Below are 17501 nucleotides of genomic sequence, written 5' to 3'. Positions count from 1 at the left end.
AAAACCCCGCCTCGGCGGGGTTTTCTTTTGCGTGCACGCGACCGGCGCGGTTGCTATGGTCGGCGACCATGGACCAGCCCGACTTCATCGAGATCATCGACGACGCGGTGCCGCGCGCGGAGTGCGCGGCGATCGTGCAACGCCTTCGCGACAGCGACCGCCTGCAGCCCGGCCAGGTCGGCGGCGGCGTGTACCCCGAACTCAAGCGCAGCCGCGACCTGCGCATCAGCGGCATGGCCGATTGGCGCGAGGTCGAGCAGCGCCTGCAGCAGGCGGTGTTCGCCGGCCTGCTGCGCTACCTGCGCCGCTACCCGCAGGCGCTGATCTCGCCGCTGATGCTGCAGGTCACCGGCGAGGACGGACAGGTCCACCGCCTGGCGGCCGAGCATTTCCCCGGCATGGACGATGCGGCGCTTTCCGGGCTGGTGCGTACCTGCCTGCGGCCCGGCGCGATCAACCTGCAGTGGTACGCGGCGGGCGAGGGCGGCTATCCGTACTGGCACTGCGAACTGTATCCCCGCGATCCCGGCGGCGAGACGCTGCACCGGCACCTGCTGTGGACGCTCTACCTCAACGAGGAGTTCGACGCGGGCGAGACCGAGTTCCTGTTCCAGCAGCGCAAGGCCAAGCCCCGCACCGGCAGCCTGCTGATCGCGCCGACCGCATTCACCCACACCCATCGCGGCAACCGGCCGGTCGGGGGTGACAAGTTCATCGCCACCAGCTGGATCCTGTTCCAGCCGGCGCAGAAGCTCTACGGCGGCTAGCCGGGCCGGACAGCCGCCGCCCCCTGTGGGAGCGGCTTCAGCCGCGACGAGGCTTTCCGCATGGAACTGCCCATGCAAGGTCGCGCCACATCATGTGCAGGGATCAGATGGGAAAGCCCCATCGCGGCTGAAGCCGCTCCCACAGGAACCATGCTTGCAGGTTCAGAACAGCTCGCCTTGCGGTGATGCCGGCTTCGCCTTGGTCGGCATCGGCGGGCGCCGGAACTTGTGCGTATCCAGCGGCGGATAGCGCCGGCCCTCCAGGCCCGCGCGGCGCATCGCCAGCGCGAACCGTCGCGCCAGCAGGTCGGCGTACACGCCCTCGCCGCTGAAGCGCGTGCCGAAACCGCTGTCGTAGTCCTTGCCGCCGCGCAGTTGCTGGATCGTGCTCATCACGTGCGCTGCGCGCTGCGGATGGTGCGCCTGCAGCCAGTCCCGGAACAGCGGCGCGACCTCGTGCGGCAATCGCAGCAGCACGTAGCCGGCCGAGCAGGCGCCGGCATCCGCCGCGGCCTGCAGCACCGCTTCCAGTTCGTGGTCGTTGATCCAGGGAATCACCGGCGCGACCATCGCGCCGACCGGCACGCCCGCTTCGTGCAGCGTGCGCATCGCGCGCAGGCGCGCGTGCGGCGCGGACGCGCGCGGCTCCAGCCGCGCCGACAGGCGCGGGTCGAGCGTGGTCACCGAGAAGTGCACGCTGACCAGGCGCTCGCGCGCCAGCGGCGCGAGCAGGTCCAGGTCGCGCACCACCAGGGCGTTCTTGGTGATCAGCGTGAACGGATGCCGGGCTTCCCACAGCACCTCGATCAGGCGCCGCGTCAACTGCAGCTTGCGCTCGATCGGCTGGTAGGCGTCGGTATTGATGCCGAGCGCGATCGGGCTGGGCTCGTAGCCGGGTCGGGCCAGTTCCCTTCGCAGCAGTTCGGGCGCGTTGGTCTTGGCGAACAGCCGGGTCTCGAAGTCCAGCCCGGGCGAGAGGTTGAGGTAGGCGTGGCTGGGGCGGGCGAAGCAATAGCTGCAGCCGTGCTCGCAACCCCGATACGGATTCACCGATTGCGAGAACGGGATGTCCGGCGAGCTGTTGCGGCTGATGATGCTGCGCGCGGTCTCCTCGGTCACCTGGGTGCGCAGCGCGGGACCGGCGAACTCCTCGCTTTCCTGCTGCCACCAGCCATCGTCCACCGCCTCGCTGACGGTGGTTTCGAAACGCCCCGGCAGGAAGCCGGTGGCGCCGCGTCCCTTGATCGCCTGTGCCATCGGGCAAGGTTACGCGGTCGCGGTCTCAACCCGCGCGACCGGGCGTGCGCGGCGGATGAGCGGTTCATCCGCCGCGGCCGGGGCCGTCCCGCCACGCGGGACGGGCGGGGCGATTCATCTCGCCGGCGATCGGGACATAGAATCGCCGCATGCTCGCAACCCTGCAGGGCGCGTGGGACTGGCTGGCAGGCATTCCCCACCTCGGCGCCTACATCACTGCCGCCTACGTGATGTACCTGCTGTGGATCCTCGGCTGGATCATCCTGCAGAAGCGCGAGCCGGTCGCCACGCTGAGCTGGGTGCTGTCGCTGGCCGCGCTGCCGTACCTCGGGCTGCTCATCTACTACCTGCTCGGCCCGCAGAAGGTGAAGCGGCAGCGCCTGCGCAGGGGCCGCGCGCGTTCGGGCATGGAGCACTACAGCAGCGTCTGCCCGCCGGACGCGGACTGCACCGAGCTGGGCAAGATCGCGCAATCGACCTGCGGGGTCGCGCCAAGCTCCGCCACCCGGGCCGAATGGCTGGTGGACGGCGCGGCCACCTACGCGTCGATCCTGCAGGCGATCTCGCAGGCCCGCGACCACATCCACCTGGAGTACTACATCTTCAATCCGGACCGGACCGGCACCCGCATCCGCGACGCCCTGGTCGAACGCGCCCGCGCCGGCGTCAAGGTGCGCCTGCTGCTCGATGCGGTGGGTTCGTCCCGGGTGAAGCGCCGCTTCCTGCGCCCGCTGCTGGATGCGGGCGGCGAGATGGCCTGGTTCCACCCGACCCAGCTGCTCAAGCCGTTCAAGCGCCCCTGGGTGAACATGCGCACCCACCGCAAGATCGTGGTGGTCGACGGCCTGGTGGCGTTCACCGGCGGCATCAACGTCACCGACGAGGAAGACGAGTCGCTGCGCGCCGACGCCTACCGCGACCTGCACATGCGCCTGGAAGGGCATGTCGTGCGCAGCCTGCAGCTGGTGTTCCTGGAGGACTGGATCTACGCGACCGGGCAGGGACGCGAGCGGTTCGCCGGCCAGCAGCTCTGGCCGGAGCATGCGCCGCGGCGGCGCGACGGCGCCATCGATGCCCAGGTGCTGGTCTCCGGCCCGGATTCGTCCTGGGAGACCATCCATCGCCTGCACGTGGCGGCCATCCACGAGGCGCGCGAACGGGTCTGGCTGGCCACGCCGTACTTCGTCCCGGGCGAGGCCGCCAGGATGGCGCTGACCTCCGCGGCGCTGGGAGGCCTGGACGCCCGCTTGCTGGTACCGCGGATGAGCGATTCGCGGCTGGTGACCTACGCCGCGCGTTCCTATTTCGACGAGCTGCTTGAGGCGGGCGTGCGCATTTTCGAGTACGGCCCGCGCATGCTGCACACCAAGGCCTTCGTGGCCGACGACGACGTCTGCATCGTCGGCAGCGCCAACTTCGACAATCGCAGCTTCCGCCTCAACTTCGAGGTGTCGATGCTGTTCCGCGACCGTGGCGTGGCGCAGGACCTGTCCCGGTTGCTCGCCCACGAGATGGCTCAGGCGCAGGAAGTGCGCTTCGAGCGCCATCGCCCGTTGCTGCGTTCGCGCTTGCCGGAAGCGTTCGCGCGGCTGCTGTCGCCGCTGCTGTAGGGCCTGGTGGCGACTCGCGTGGACCGGGGTCGAAGCCGCTGCCGCGCCCCGGACCTGCGGCGGAATCCCCGCGCGGGCGCATGGAACCCCTCGCCGGGCCGGCGCTAAACTGCGCGCACCATCCGGGGAGATCGACATGCACTGGCTGTTCCTGCTCCTGGCGCTCGGCGCGCTGGTCCTCGCCTTCAGCACGCCGCACATGTGGTTGCTGGTGCTGTCGCTGCTGGCCGCGCTGGCGTTGCTGCTGGCCTGGGTCCGCGGCTGGTATGCCGCGCGGATGGGCGACCTGCAACGCGACATCGGCACGATGATCGACCCGGCCGAACTGCGCCGGCTGCGCGAACTGGCGCAGGCGCGCAAGGCGCCACCGGAGGGCCCGGCGGCGTCCGGCGAGGGCGGGGCGCCGTGACCACCAGGCTCAGCGTCAACGTCAACAAGGTCGCGGTGCTGCGCAATTCCCGCGGCGGCCACGAGCCGGACGTGGCGAGCGCGGCGCGCACCTGCATCGCCGCGGGCGCGCACGGCATCACCGTGCACCCGCGCCCCGACCGCCGGCACATCCGGGCCGAGGACGTGGTCGCGCTGTCGGCGCTGACCCGCGAGGCCGGGGTCGAATTCAACATCGAAGGCAATCCGTTCGCGCCACCCCGCGAGGGCTACCCGGGCCTGCTGGAACTGTGCCGGCTGGTTCGGCCCGAGCAGGTCACCCTGGTGCCGGACAGCGACGGCCAGCTGACCTCCGACCACGGCTTCGACTTTCGCCAGGAAGCCGGGCGCCTGCCGCCGCTGATCGCCGCGTTCAAGCAGATCGGCTGCCGGGTCAGCGTGTTCGTCGATGCCGGCAACCCGGACCTGCCGCAGGCGGCCGTCTACGGCGCCGACCGGGTCGAGTTCTACACCGGCCCCTACGCGGAAGCCCACCACGCCGGCCAGGCCCAGGCCAGCCTCGCCACGTTCGCCGCCTCGGCGCGGCTCGCGCGCGAGGCCGGGCTCGGCATCAACGCCGGCCACGATCTTTCGCAAGCCAACCTCGGCGACTTCCTCGCGGCCGTGCCCGGCGTGCTGGAGGTATCGATCGGCCACGCGCTGATCGGCGAAGCCCTCTACGACGGCCTCGACGCCACCGTGCGCGCCTACCTGGACATCCTCAGGCAGAGCCCGGCCGCTTCCTGACCGGACGCCCGCGCCTCCGGTTCCCGCATCCACAAAAAAACGCCACCGTTGCCGGTGGCGTTTGCAGTCGCGTCATGACTGTTTGAAACGGTGTTGCGTCTTACTGGACGAAACCGATCTTCTTCATATCCGCGTTCTTGGCGGCGGCCAGCACCTTGGCCACGACCTCGTACTCAGCATCCGCGTTGGCGTCGATCTTCAGCTGCGGCTGGTTGGTGGGATCCGACTGGACCACCTCTTCCATGCGCTGCTGCAGTTCGGTGACCGCGACCGGGCTGTTGTTCCAGTAGACCTGGTTGCCCGCGTCGATGCGCAGGTCGATCGGCGGCGGCGGCTCGACCGTCTGCGGCGGGGGGTTGAGCACTCGCTGCGGCAGGTCCACGGCGATCGGGTAGGTCATGATCGGCGCGGTCACGATGAAGATGATCAGCAACACCAGCATCACGTCGATAAGCGGCGTGACGTTGATGTCGGCCATCGGCTTTCCGCTGGTTCCACTACTGAAAGCCATAACTCACTGCCCTCTGTCTTTGGTCGTGACGAAGCCGATGTCCAGCATGCCCTGGCCCTGCGCGATCTTCATGACCTCGTTGATCGTGCTCATCTTGGTGGTGCGGTCGCCACGCAGGTTGAGCGGGGGCTGGGGGGTCTGCTGCGCGGCAGTCGACAGGCGCGACTCCAAGGCTTCCTTGGTGATCGGCTCGTCGTTGAAGAACAGGTCGCCGTTCTCCTTCACCGCGATCGTGATCGGCCCCAGGCGCTTGTCGTCCTCTTCCTGCTTGGTGAGGTTGGCCTTGGGCAGTTCCACCTTGACCTTCTGGGTCATCAACGGTGTGGTGATGATGAAGATGATCAGCAACACCAGCATCACGTCCACGAGGGGCGTGACGTTGATGTCGGCCATGGGGCCGCCGCTGTTTCCGCTACTGAAGGCCATAACAGGCTCCGTCTAAATCAATGCAATAGCTTCTGCCCGGAAGGCGCGTCTTACTTGACGCGCGAACCGGTGGCGAAGAAGTCGTGCAGGTCGTGGGCGAACGTGTCGAACTTCGCGATCGTGGAGCTGTTGATCTTCGAGAAGAAGTTGAACGCGAACACCGCCGGGATCGCGACGAACAGGCCGATCGCGGTCATGATCAGCGCCTCGCCCACCGGGCCGGCCACGGCCTCGATGCCGGCGTTGCCGCTGGCACCGATCTTGATCAGCGCGCCGTAGATGCCCCACACGGTACCCAGCAGGCCGACGAACGGCGAGGTCGCGCCGACGGTGGCCAGCAGCACCATGCCCGACTGCAGCTTGCCGCTCTCGCGGGTCACGGCCTGGCGCAGGGCGCGGTCGACGAACTCGGAACGGCTCAGGTTCTCGCCCAGGCCGGTGCCGCTGGTTTCGGCGCGCTGGTGGTGGGCGGCGGCCTGGGCGGCGTCCAGGGCGATCTTCGAGAACGGCTCGGAAGCCGGCTGCTCTTCCATCACGCGGATGGCTTCCTGCGCGTTCGGGGCTTCCCAGAAGGCGCTGACGACGCGGTCCGAAGCGGCCTTCAGGCGGGCGGCGCGGAAGATGTTGATGACGGTCCAGTACCAGGACATCGCCGACATAACGACCAGGGCGATCAGGACGACCCAGGAAACCGCGAAGTCACCCGGGTTGGAGGTCATTTCGCCGATGAGGTGCTCGAAGCCCATCTGCGAGAGGGCAGCCGACGGGTTGGAGCCCCCGGCAGCGGCGGCGATGAAGAGATCCTGCAGCATGACGCTTACCTTTGTTGTGTGTGGTGATGAAGGGTGGTGCTAAAGAAAACGACAGGGATCGGGGCCGGCCGCTGCCGGCCCCTGGCGGTCAGTTGAGCGCGAAGTTGACCGGGACGCGGACGCGACCGGCGGACTTCTGCCCATTGACGACCGCGGCGTTGAACTTCCATTTGCGGGCCGCTTCCATCGCCGCGCGATCGAGATCGCGGTTGCGGCTGGACTTCTCGACCGACACGTTGGTCACGTTGCCGTTCGCATCGACGTCGATGATCAGGATGACCTCGCCCTGGATACCGGCGCGGAACGCCGCCGGCGGGTACTTGGGCGGGTTCATGTTCTTCGACGAGATGTCCACGCTGGCGCCGATATCCTGCGCCGGTTGCGGCGGCGCCGGCGGCGACGGCGGGGTGACGATGTCGGCCGGGCGCGGTTCCGGCACGTCCACCACCGGGGCTTCCGGCGGCGGCGGCACCGGCGACGGCTTCGGCGGCGCCAGGTTCTTCACCGGCGGCGGCGGCTTGTCCTGCGGCGGCGGCGGCGGCGGCGGAGGCGGCGGCGGCGGCGGCGCGTCGACGATCGTCACCATGACGTTGCGTTCCTTCTCCGCCGGGGCCTTGGGCGCCACGGCCGGGATCAGGAGCAGCATCAGGGCAGCAAGATGGAGAGCGATTACGAAGGCAATACCCACGATGCGGGGCCAGCTCAAGCTCTGGTTCCCTGCATCCCGGTCGTACCCGTGGACAACAAATTGTTCCGTCATGCGCCAATGGCTCTTTCAGTGGGGGCCTGGATCCCGTTCCGGCGATCCCCTATTAGGGCGGCGTTCATGCCGCAGGAACCTCCAAGCTTATACCAATCCCGCGGCCTGCAACCACTTATGCACAGGCTTTTGGGGGTTATTTTTTCCGCTTACTTCAGGTTGATGATCTTCTTCGCCTCGTCCGGCTTCTTCACGCCCTTGTCCAGGGCCTTCCTGGCCGCTTCCTTGGCTTCCGGGATGCGCCCTTCCGAGTGCAGCACCTTGGCCAGGTTGAGGTAGGTCTCGCCGTCCTTGGACAGCGGCGCGGCCTTCTGCCAGTTCTCGATCGCCTGCGGGACCTGGTCGGTGTAGTAATAAGACTGGGCGAGCGCGAGGTAGACCTGGTAGTCGGGCTTGAGGATGCCCTTCTGCAGGCCTTCGTTGATCACCGCGATGACGTCCTTCTCGTGGTTGTCGGTGTTGGCGTAGATCGAGTACAGCTGCTTGTACTCCTTCTCGTCCGTGAGCTGGCCGCTGGCGCGCAGCTTGTCCATCACCGCTGCGGCCTTGTCCATCTGGTCGGCCAGCATGTACATGCTGGCCAGGTTGAGCTGGGCCTTCTTGTCGTTCGGGTTCTTGGCGGCCAGCTGCTCGGCGGCGGCGACCGCCTCGCCGGTCTGGCCGGCCTCGGCGTAGGCGGCCATCAGCAGCTGGTTCCAGCTGTCCTTCGGTTCCGGCGAGGCGGCGATCGCCTGCTTGAGCACCGGAATGGCCTCGGCGTACTTCTCGTTCTGGTACAGCGCCTGGCCCTTGATGATCAGGTCTTCCGGGCGCTGCGAATGGGTCTCGGACAGGTACTTGTCGAGCGTGGCCAGGCCGGCGTCGTACTCGTTGTCCTGCAGCTGCAGCTGGGCCAGCATCAGCATCGACTGGTAGTGGCCGTTGTTGTCCAGCGCGTTGAGGTCGATCGCCTGCTTGAGATAGGCCTTGGCGGCGGCGGGGTCGTCGAGGTTGTAGGCGGCCTGCGCGGCCAGCTGCGCGGCCAGGGCCTTGTCGGCCTCGTTGGCGCCGGCGTTGGCGATGATCTCGTCGGCCTGCGTGCGCACCGACGCGTAGTCCTCGCCCTTGTTGAACGTGTCGATGAGCTTCTGCAGCTTGCTGCCCATCTTCGCGGAGTTCTTGACCTTGGGCGCCTCGCGCGTGGCCTGCGGGTACAGGTCCTTCGCCTTGTCGTCCTTCGACTTGCGCCCCTGGCGTTCGGAGGAGCGGCTGTCGGACTGCGCGAACGCATCGGCGACGACGGCCCCGCCCAGCGATGCGGCAATGAACAGGGACAACAGTGCTTTCTTGCGGATGGGCAGTTTCATGGTGACCTCGGCTGGACCGCACGCAGCGGTACGGGAGTGAAACGCAGGCTGTACGGAAAGTGAGCCGGCAAACTTAGCAGAAACTTTTCCGCCGCGAAAACGATTTCCATGCTGTGCTGCGGCAAAATTCCGGCTCAACCGCACCGGGGATTGCGGCCGTCGCGCCGGGCCTGCGCGTAGACCGGCTCCAGGGCGGGCGTGTCGCGCTGCAGTTCGCGGATGCGGTTGGCGGGATCCGGGTGGGTGGACAGCCATTGCGGCTGGCGCGATCCGCCGGCGGCGATCATGTTCTGCCAGAGGTTCACCGCCTGGGCCGGGTCGAAGCCGGCCTGGGCCATCAGCCGCTGGCCGACCACGTCGGCCTCGCTTTCCTGAGTGCGCGAACCCGGCAGCAGGAACATGGTCTGGGCGGTCATGCCGCCGAACTGGTTGACGGCATTGGCCGCGCCGCTGCCGTAGGCGGCGCCGGCCAGGGCGCCGAGGATGCCGAGGCCGGTCTGCGCGCCCATCTGGCGGGTGATGCGCTCTTCGTGGTGGCGCGAGATGACGTGGCCGATCTCGTGCCCGAGCACGGCGGCCAGCTGGTCCTGGTTCTTGGCGACGGTGAAGATGCCGGTGTTCACGCCGACCTTGCCGCCGGGCAGGGCGAACGCGTTGGGTTCGTTGTCGACGAACACCGCGGTTTCCCAGGGGGTGCTGCGCCATTGCGGCGGCAGCTGCGCGACCAGGGCACCGACCACGCACTTCACGTAGGCGTTCTGCTGGCCGTTGGTGCTGACCTTCTCCTTGGCCTTGGTTTCGGCGAAGGCCTGGGCACCCAGTTGGTCGAGCTGTTGCTGGGAGACGCCCCCGATCACCTGCCGGCGTCCGGTGGGCGAAGTGGTGGTCGCGCACCCGGCCACGACGAGGGCCACCAGCGCTCCCAGCAGGACTCGTTTCATCTGGATATCCCCGTGGAACCGGCGCCATTGTGTTCGCCGGTGGCTTAACTTTTCGTCAAGCGTCACGGAATGCCGAACCAGTGCAACGCGGCCAGGGCCACCGCGTTGTTCAGGCCGTGCGCGACGATCGGCGCCCACAACGTGCCGGTGCGCCAATAGAGCCAGGCGAAGGCCGCGCCCATCGTGCCGTAGACCAGCCAGAGCTGCAGGATCGCCCAGGGGCCGTTGCCGCTGATGCCGGGCACTTCGTGCAGCAGCGCGAACGCCAGGCTGCTCAGCAGCATGCCGAGCCAGGGCCGGCCGGCGGCGAGCAGGCGGCCGAACAGGACGCGCCGGAACAGCAGTTCCTCGTAGGCCGGCGCGAGCGCCACCGCGAACACGACCAGGAACCACGGATACTGGTCGATGGCCTGTTCCATCAACGCGAGGTTGGTCGGCACCGGATGGATCCCCAGGAACTCGGCCACCGAGCCGACCAGGGCGCTGAACGCGAACACGCCGATCGCCACGGCGACGACGAGGCCCCAGGTCGAGCGGCGCGCGATCGCGGCGCGCGAGGCCTGCCGCTCCTGCGCGCTGGCGCGGCGGCGCCAGAAGTACAGCAGCAGCGCCGCCGAGGCGGTGCTGGCCAGCGCGATCAGCATCTGCGCCATCGCGCCGGGCTGGCCTATGCCCTCGGCGATCCGTTCGGGCGCCGGGGCGATACCCTGGCGGTGGCTGGCCATCGCCAGTTCGAATCCGCGGAAGACGCCCCAGGCCACGCTGGCCGCGACGCTGACCACCAGCAGCACGCCGAGGCCGATCAGCAGGTCGATGAAGAATCCCAGGACGGGCGTTCCCGCGCGGGGCGGTAAGGCAGGCACGGTAACGGTGGAAGAAGGTGCCTGCGGTTCGGTCATCGCGATTCCGGGAAGGGCAGGAAGTGCACGCCGCCGCACCCGGAGGCGCGGCGGCGATCGGCACCGGATTGTGTCAGATATCCAGGTTGGCGACCTTCAGCGCGTTGTCCTCGATGAAGTCGCGGCGCGGTTCGACCACGTCGCCCATCAGCGTGCTGAAGATCTGGTCTGCGGCGACCGCGTCCTCGATCCGGACCTGCAACAGGCGGCGCGTGTCCGGATTGACGGTGGTGTCCCACAGCTGTTCCGGGTTCATTTCGCCCAGGCCCTTGAAGCGCTGGATCTGGCGGCCCTTCTTCGCCTCCTCGAGCAACCAGGCCTGGGCCTGGCCGAAGCTGGTCACCTCCACCGACCTGGCGCCGCGGGCGATGCTCGCGCCTTCGCGGACCAGGCCGTGCAGCAGTTGCGCGGCCTGGTGGATCGCGCGCAGCTCGCCGCCGTCGAACGCCGACAGCGGCAGCACCTGGATGTGCTCCTCGCCCATGTGGCGGCGGGTCACCAGCACCGCGGCGGGGCGCTGGTCGTTCGGCTCCTGCAGCTCCAGGCTGAAGCGCGGGCTGCCCAGGCTGCCCTGGTTCAGGCGCGTGGCCAGCGCCTGCAGGCCTTCGCCCGCGGCCGCGGCGCGCAGGTGTTCCAGGTCCATCGGCACGAAGTCGAGCAGGGCCTCGAGCAGGTTGCGGTCGTAGCGGTGCGCATTGCGCTCGATCGCGTCCTGCGCGGCGGCGTAGGCCAGGAGCAGCTTCTCCAGGGCCACGCCCTCGATCGGCGGTTCGCCTGCGGCCGGCACCAGCGAGGCGCCTTCCACCGCGCTGCTGGCGAGATAGCTGTCCAGCGCCGGGTCGTCCTTCAGGTACAGCTCCTGCTTGCCCTGCTTGATCTTGTACAGCGGCGGCAGGCCGATGTAGACGTGGCCGCGCTCGATCAGCTCCGGCATCTGGCGGTAGAAGAACGTCAGCAGCAGGGTGCGGATGTGCGCGCCGTCCACGTCGGCGTCGGTCATGATGATGATCTTGTGGTAGCGCAGCTTGTCCGGGTTGTACTCGTCGCGGCCGATGCCGGTGCCCAGCGCTGTGATCAGCGTGCCGACCTGGTCGGAGGACAGCATCCGGTCGAAGCGCGCGCGTTCCACGTTGAGGATCTTGCCGCGCAGCGGCAGCACCGCCTGGTTCTTGCGGTTGCGGCCCTGCTTGGCCGAGCCGCCCGCCGAGTCGCCCTCGACGATGAACAGCTCGGACAGCGCCGGGTCCTTCTCCTGGCAGTCGGCCAGCTTGCCGGGCAGGCCGGCGATGTCGAGCGCGCCCTTGCGGCGGGTCAGGTCGCGGGCCTTGCGCGCCGCTTCGCGGGCGCGGGCGGCGTCGACGATCTTGCCGGCGATCGCGCGGGCCTCGTTCGGGTTCTCCTGCAGGAACTCCTCCAGGCGCGCGCCGAAGGTGGCTTCCACCGCCGGCTTGACGTCCGAGCTGACCAGCTTTTCCTTGGTCTGCGAGGAGAAGCTCGGGTCGGGCACCTTCACCGACAGCACCGCGATCATGCCCTCGCGCATGTCGTCGCCGGTCAGGCTGATCTTGGCCTGCTTGGCGATGCCGTTCTGCTCGATGTAGTTGGTCAGGGTGCGGGTCAGCGCCGCGCGGAAGCCGGCCAGGTGGGTACCGCCGTCCTTCTGCGGGATGTTGTTGGTGAAGCAGTACATCGTTTCCTGGTAGGCGTCGGTCCACTGCAGCGCCACGTCCACGACGATGCCGTTGGATTCGCCGGTCACCGAGATCACGTTCGGGTGCAGCGGGTTCTTCAGTTGCGCCAGGTGCTCGACGAAGCTGCGGATGCCGCCCTCGTAGTGGAAATCGTCGCGGCGGCCTTCGCCGCGCTCGTCGACCAGGGTGATCTTGACCCCGGAGTTGAGGAACGACAGCTCGCGCAGGCGCCGCGCCAGGATCTCGTAGTGGAACTCGACGTCGGTGAAGATCTCCGCCGCCGGCTTGAAGCGCAGCGTGGTGCCGCGCTTGGTCGAGGGCTCCAGCTGCTTGAGCGGGTACTGCGGTTCGCCCAGGGCGTATTCCTGCTGCCAGTGGAAGCCGTCGCGCCAGATGTCCAGCCACAGGTGCTCGGACAGGGCGTTGACCACCGACACGCCGACGCCGTGCAGGCCGCCGGAAACCTTGTAGCTGTTGTCGTCGAACTTGCCGCCGGCGTGCAGCACGGTGAGGATCACCTCCGCCGCGGAGACGCCTTCTTCCTTGTGGATGTCGACCGGGATGCCGCGGCCGTTGTCGGAGACCGAGACCGAGCCGTCGGCCAGGATCTTCACCACGATGTCGTCGGCGTGCCCGGCCAGGGCCTCGTCGACCGAGTTGTCGACCACCTCGAACACCATGTGGTGCAGGCCCGTGCCGTCATGGACGTCGCCGATGTACATGCCCGGTCGCTTGCGGACGGCCTCCAGGCCACGCAGCACGGTGATCTTGCTGGAATCGTAGGTGCCGTTGGACGGCGTGGTGTTCTGTTCTTCGGTCATTCGCTTGCCGTGGGCTCCACTGCACCGCATGTCACGACGGCTGTCGCGACACGCCGGGGAAGAAAGGAAGGAGTGGTGCCGAGTATACCAGCCGGGCCCGTCCGGCCGGTCCCCGGGCGAGCGGCGACGCCGGTCAGGCCGCCAACACGACGCCTTGTTCCACGTGGAACAAGGCATGCGGCAAGGCCAGTTCGGCGATCGCCGCGGGAATTTCGGTCGCGGTGATCATGACCTGCGCCGGGGCCTCTGCCAGATGCTCGAGCACCCGCCGCTGGTGGTGGCGGTCCAGTTCGGAGCCGAGGTCGTCCAGGGCGACGACCGGCCACTGCCCGCGCACTCCGGCGAAGTCCTCCGCCTGCGCCATCAGGCAGGCCAGGGCGGTCAGCTTGGCCTGCCCGCGCGACAGGGCGTCGCGGCCGGGGATCGCGGCGTACTCGGTCTTCCAGTCGGCGCGGTGCGGGCCCACCGAGGTGTAGCCGTACTGCCGGTCGCGCTCGCGGGCGAGGAGCAGGGCGTCCGACAGCGGCAATTCCTGGCGGCGCCAGCCCGGGGCGAACTCCAGGCCGGTGATCTCGAGCCCCGGCGCGATCCGTTGCGCCAGCGGCACCGCCCGTTCCTGCAGCCGTTCCAGGTAACGCAGGCGCCGCGAGGTCAGGAGCTCCCCGGCGTCGGAAAGCTCCCGATCCCAGGCGTCGAGCGCCGCGTTCGCGTATCCGCCCTGTTTGAGCAGGGCGTTGCGCTGCTTGAGGGCCCGCGCATAGCGGCGCCAGAGCGGCAGGAAGTCAGGTTCCACGTGGAACAACCCCCAATCCAGGAAGCGCCGCCGGGCTTCGCCGCCGCCGCTGATCAGCGCATGGCTGCCGGGCTCGAAGGTCACCACCGCCAAGGCCGCGCACAAGCTGCTCATCTGGCTGACGTCCTCGCCATCCAGGCGCCCCTTCCAGTCCTGACCGGTGTGGCGCAGGCCGACCCGTCGCCGTAAACCGGAGTCCGCGCCTTCGAGCGGCTCCTCCCACTCCACGTACACGTCCAGTGCCGGTGCGCCTTGCCGGATCAGGCCATCGCGGACCCGGCCACGGAAGCTGCGCCCATAGGCCATCAGGTGCAGTGCTTCCAGCAGCGTCGTCTTGCCGGCGCCGTTGTCGCCGACGATCAGGTTCAACCCGGCGGCGGGACGCAGCTCGGCCGCCTCGAAGCGGCGCATGTGATGGAGAGCGAGACGGTGGATGCGCATGCAGGTCGATCACGGGTTCGCGCCCGCGAATCCGCGCGGCGCGACAGCATACGTGAAACCGTCCCGGGGCTGCCCGGGCGCGGGAGGTGCGACTCGCACGGCGGCCGCCACTGTAGGCAAGCTGTGGACAACTCCGGCGGGCAATGGGGAGATCCAGGCCATGATGAGCTTATCCACACCCTATCCTCAGCCTCAGGGCGGGAAATAGACCGGGTTTCGGGACCATAAATATCTTGAATATCAAACAGATAGGCATGATTTCCACGAAATCTGGCTCTACCACCACAGCAGATATCCAAGATATTTAAAGCTTTGAAGCATGATGAAGCCGCTCGGCCCGGCACCCCGGGCATCGCTTCGCATGCCGGAACCTGGACCTTCCAGGCGCATCCCGTACGCTCGATCGCCCGCCGGCATGAAGTCGAACGAAGCCGCGCTACAACGGATGGCAACGCGCATCCCGCCCAATGCTGCCCCGAAAAACGAAACGCCCGGCATGGCCGGGCGTTCGATCCTGCGTGTTCCACGTGGAACCGGATGTCACAGGCGCAGCGGCATCACCACATGGCGCGATTTCTCGCTGCTCGACTCACGCACCAGCGCCGAGGAGTTGGCGTCGCGCAGCTGGATGATCACGAACTCGTCGCGCAGCGCCGACAAGGCGTCCAGCAGGTAGTTCACGTTGAAGCCGATCGCCAGGTCGCTGACCTTGGTCTCGGCCTCGACTTCTTCCTGCGCTTCTTCCTGCTCGGGGTTGTGCGCGCTGATCTTCAGCTGGCCCGGCGAGACTTCCACGCGCACGCCGCGGTACTTCTCGTTGGACAGGATCGCCGCACGCTGCAGCGCCGCGCGCAGGGATTCGCGGTCGATCTTGACCTCGCGATCCGCGCCGATCGGGATCACCGCCTCGTAGTCCGGGAACCGGCCGTCGATCAGCTTGGAGGTGAAGGTCACGTCGTCGCGCTTGACCCGCACGTGGCTGCGGCCGACTTCCAGTTCCAGCTCGCGATCGCCGCCCTCGAGCAGGCGCTGCAGCTCGGTCACGCCCTTGCGCGGCACGATGATCTGGCGCTTGGTGCCGGTCTCGCCTTCAAGCGGCGTCTCGCACAGCGCCAGGCGGTGGCCATCGGTCGCCACGCAGCGCAGCGTGCTGTCGCGCAGGTCGAACAGCAGGCCGTTGAGGTAGTAGCGCACGTCCTGCTGCGCCATCGCGAACGCGGTGCGCTCGATCAGCTCCTTGAGCGAAGCTTCCGGCACGGCCACGCGCTCGGTGGCTTCCACCTCGTCGACCGACGGGAAATCGTTGGCCGGCAGCGTGGCCAGCGTGAAGCGGGAGCGTCCCGCCTGCACGGTGACCTTGTCGCCCGATTGCGTCACCGTGACGCGGCTGCCGTCGGGCAGGGCGCGCACGATGTCGAACAGCTTGCGCGCCGGGATCGTGGTCTCGCCGTCCTGCGCGTCTTCCACTGCGGCGCGCGAGATCATTTCCACTTCCAGGTCGGTGCCGGTCAGCGACAGCTGGCCGTTCTGCACCTGCACCAGGAAGTTGGCAAGGACCGGCAGGGTCTGACGGCGTTCGACCACGTTGACGACCTGGGCCAACGGCTTGAGAAAGGCTTCGCGCTGCAGTGTGAAACGCATGTGGTTCCGTGTCCCTATGCTTTAAAGATGTGGAATAAATCAAAAGCTTGGTGGTGCTGGTAGTTGCAGATTTCGCGGAAAACTACCTTAACTATATGTTTTTAAAGGATTTTTCGTCCTTGAAACCCTTTGGATGACTGCCTGCGGAGTTCCGGGAAAAGCTGTGGATAGTTTTTCCCCGGATCCCGCGCGCCAGTTTATCCACAGATTCTCCCCGATTTGCCCGCCGATCATGCACCGAATTGTCCTTGAGATGCGCGGTGCGTGGCATGGATCACTCGCTGAGCTTGCGGATCAGCTTGTCCCAGTCCTCGCGCAGCTTGCCGTCGGTCTCCATCAGGCTCTTGATCTGCCTGCAGGCGTGCAGGACCGTGGTGTGGTCGCGCCCGGCGAAGGCGTCGCCGATCTCCGGCAGGCTGTGCTCGGTCAACTCCTTGGCCAGCGCCATCGCGACCTGGCGCGGGCGCGCCAGCGAGCGGGTGCGGCGCTTGGACAGCAGGTCCTTGATCTGCAGCCCGTAATAGTCGGCTACGGTCTTCTGGATGTTGGGAATGCCGATCGCCTGCTGCTGCGCGCGCAACAGGTCGCGCAAGGTTTCCTGCGCGAACTCGACGGTGATCGCGCGGCCGGTGAAGTTGGCGCGCGCCACCAGCGTGTTGAGCGCGCCTTCCAGATCGCGCACGTTGGATCGCATCTTCTTGGCGATCAGGAACGCCACGTCGTCGGGGATCTCCGCGCCGCGCTCGCGCGCCTTGGCCAGCACGATCGCCGCGCGGGTCTCGAAATCGGGAGGATCGATCGCCACCGACAGGCCCCAGGCCAGGCGCGACTTCAGCCGCGGCTCCAGGCCCTCGACCTCGCGCGGATAGCGGTCGCAGGTCAGGATGATCTGCTGGCGACCGTCGAACAGCGCGTTGAAGGTGTGGAAGAACTCTTCCTGGGTGCGGTCCTTGCCGGCGAAGAACTGGATGTCGTCGATCAGCAGCGCGTCGATCTGCTGGAACTGGCGCTTGAACTGGTCCATGGTCTTGTCCTGCAGCGCCCGGATCATCGCGCTGAAGAACTGTTCCGACCGCAGGTACATGATCCGCGCGCTCGGGTTGGCCTGGCGCATCGCGTTGCCGGCCGCGAACATCAGGTGGGTCTTGCCCAGGCCGGTGCTGCCGTACAGCAGCAGCGGGTTGTGCGCGCGGTCGCCCGGCTTCTGCGCCGCCTGGAACGCCGCCGCCAGGCCGAGCTGGTTGCTGCGGCCCTCGACGAAGTTGGCGAAGGTGTAGTGCGGATCGAGGTTGCTGGTGAACGGCACCATCGCCGGCGCGGGCGCGGCATGCGGCGTGGCGCCCGCCGCCGCGGGCGGCGGCAGCGGTTCGGCCGGCTTCGGGCGCGAGCCGACCGCCAGGGCCACCTCGCCGTTGCCGGCGTAGTGGGCGAGCAGCTCGCGGATGCGGACCAGGTAGCGCTCGCGCACCTGCTCGACGATGAAGGCGTTCGGGGCGTACAGCACGACGCTGTCGGCGCGTTCGTCGGCCTGCAGCGGTTTCAACCAGGTATGGACGTCTTCCGGCGGAAATTCGGCTTCGAGACGTTCAAGGCAGCGGGGCCAAGCTTCCAT

The 17501-nt window shown here is 67.9% G+C and carries 16 protein-coding genes; 4 read left to right on the top strand and 12 right to left on the bottom strand.

Annotated features, from left to right (window positions below):
• The first annotated feature begins 68 nt into the window (after window positions 1-68).
• Window positions 69-767: a 2OG-Fe(II) oxygenase gene (locus M3M27_RS00080; RefSeq protein ID WP_140724534.1), complete on the top strand. Its 699-nt coding sequence runs from the start codon at window positions 69-71 to the stop codon at window positions 765-767.
• A 162-nt stretch (window positions 768-929) separates the two neighbouring features.
• Here M3M27_RS00080 and M3M27_RS00075 read toward each other — a convergent pair whose 3' ends face one another.
• Window positions 930-2024: a PA0069 family radical SAM protein gene (locus M3M27_RS00075; protein ID WP_434026761.1), complete on the bottom strand. Its 1095-nt coding sequence runs from the start codon at window positions 2022-2024 to the stop codon at window positions 930-932.
• 149 nt (window positions 2025-2173) lie between these two features.
• On the opposite strand from M3M27_RS00075, the gene cls reads away from it, so the two are divergent.
• The 3 genes from cls (at window position 2174) to M3M27_RS00060 (ending at window position 4807) form a co-directional block, all read left to right on the top strand.
• On the top strand, window positions 2174-3634 hold the full coding sequence (gene cls, locus M3M27_RS00070) for a cardiolipin synthase (RefSeq protein WP_434026760.1): 1461 nt from the start codon (window positions 2174-2176) through the stop codon (window positions 3632-3634).
• Between the two features lie 136 nt (window positions 3635-3770).
• Window positions 3771-4043: a hypothetical protein gene (locus tag M3M27_RS00065; RefSeq protein ID WP_140724525.1), complete on the top strand. Its 273-nt coding sequence runs from the start codon at window positions 3771-3773 to the stop codon at window positions 4041-4043.
• The gene (locus M3M27_RS00060; protein WP_434026759.1) at window positions 4040-4807 is read left to right on the top strand and encodes a pyridoxine 5'-phosphate synthase; all 768 of its coding nucleotides are present in this window, start codon (window positions 4040-4042) and stop codon (window positions 4805-4807) included. Before M3M27_RS00065 ends, M3M27_RS00060 begins: the two co-directional genes overlap by 4 nt.
• A 100-nt stretch (window positions 4808-4907) precedes the next feature.
• Here M3M27_RS00060 and M3M27_RS00055 read toward each other — a convergent pair whose 3' ends face one another.
• From M3M27_RS00055 to dnaA, 11 genes are all read right to left on the bottom strand, one after another.
• On the bottom strand, window positions 4908-5318 hold the full coding sequence (locus tag M3M27_RS00055; RefSeq protein ID WP_140724519.1) for an ExbD/TolR family protein: 411 nt from the start codon (window positions 5316-5318) through the stop codon (window positions 4908-4910).
• A gap of 3 nt (window positions 5319-5321) precedes the next feature.
• Window positions 5322-5744 carry an ExbD/TolR family protein gene (locus tag M3M27_RS00050; protein WP_140724516.1) on the bottom strand — a complete coding sequence of 141 codons (423 nt, stop codon included), beginning with the start codon at window positions 5742-5744 and terminating at the stop codon, window positions 5322-5324.
• 50 nt (window positions 5745-5794) lie between these two features.
• On the bottom strand, window positions 5795-6556 hold the full coding sequence (exbB, locus tag M3M27_RS00045; protein WP_140724513.1) for a TonB-system energizer ExbB: 762 nt from the start codon (window positions 6554-6556) through the stop codon (window positions 5795-5797).
• Window positions 6557-6644: 88 nt separating this feature from the next.
• Window positions 6645-7316, bottom strand: coding sequence for an energy transducer TonB (locus tag M3M27_RS00040; RefSeq protein ID WP_140724509.1), 672 nt, complete (start codon window positions 7314-7316; stop codon window positions 6645-6647).
• A gap of 149 nt (window positions 7317-7465) precedes the next feature.
• Window positions 7466-8662, bottom strand: coding sequence for a tetratricopeptide repeat protein (locus M3M27_RS00035; RefSeq protein ID WP_434026758.1), 1197 nt, complete (start codon window positions 8660-8662; stop codon window positions 7466-7468).
• A gap of 134 nt (window positions 8663-8796) precedes the next feature.
• Window positions 8797-9603 carry a M48 family metallopeptidase gene (locus M3M27_RS00030; RefSeq protein ID WP_140724503.1) on the bottom strand — a complete coding sequence of 269 codons (807 nt, stop codon included), beginning with the start codon at window positions 9601-9603 and terminating at the stop codon, window positions 8797-8799.
• Window positions 9604-9665: 62 nt separating this feature from the next.
• The gene (locus tag M3M27_RS00025) at window positions 9666-10502 is read right to left on the bottom strand and encodes a lysostaphin resistance A-like protein (RefSeq protein WP_434026757.1); all 837 of its coding nucleotides are present in this window, start codon (window positions 10500-10502) and stop codon (window positions 9666-9668) included.
• 73 nt (window positions 10503-10575) lie between these two features.
• A complete protein-coding gene (gyrB, locus tag M3M27_RS00020) occupies window positions 10576-13014 on the bottom strand; it encodes a DNA topoisomerase (ATP-hydrolyzing) subunit B (RefSeq protein WP_434026756.1) in 2439 nt (812 codons plus the stop codon).
• A 133-nt stretch (window positions 13015-13147) separates the two neighbouring features.
• On the bottom strand, window positions 13148-14248 hold the full coding sequence (recF, locus tag M3M27_RS00015) for a DNA replication/repair protein RecF (RefSeq protein ID WP_434026755.1): 1101 nt from the start codon (window positions 14246-14248) through the stop codon (window positions 13148-13150).
• A gap of 540 nt (window positions 14249-14788) precedes the next feature.
• Window positions 14789-15889: a DNA polymerase III subunit beta gene (gene dnaN / locus M3M27_RS00010; protein WP_140724490.1), complete on the bottom strand. Its 1101-nt coding sequence runs from the start codon at window positions 15887-15889 to the stop codon at window positions 14789-14791.
• Window positions 15890-16163: 274 nt separating this feature from the next.
• On the bottom strand, window positions 16164-17501 hold the full coding sequence (dnaA, locus tag M3M27_RS00005; protein WP_140724487.1) for a chromosomal replication initiator protein DnaA: 1338 nt from the start codon (window positions 17499-17501) through the stop codon (window positions 16164-16166).

Source organism: Xanthomonas boreopolis, from assembly GCF_046529185.1.
Taxonomy (GTDB): domain Bacteria; phylum Pseudomonadota; class Gammaproteobacteria; order Xanthomonadales; family Xanthomonadaceae; genus Pseudomonas_S; species Pseudomonas_S boreopolis.
This window is presented reverse-complemented; position numbering and strand designations above follow the sequence as displayed.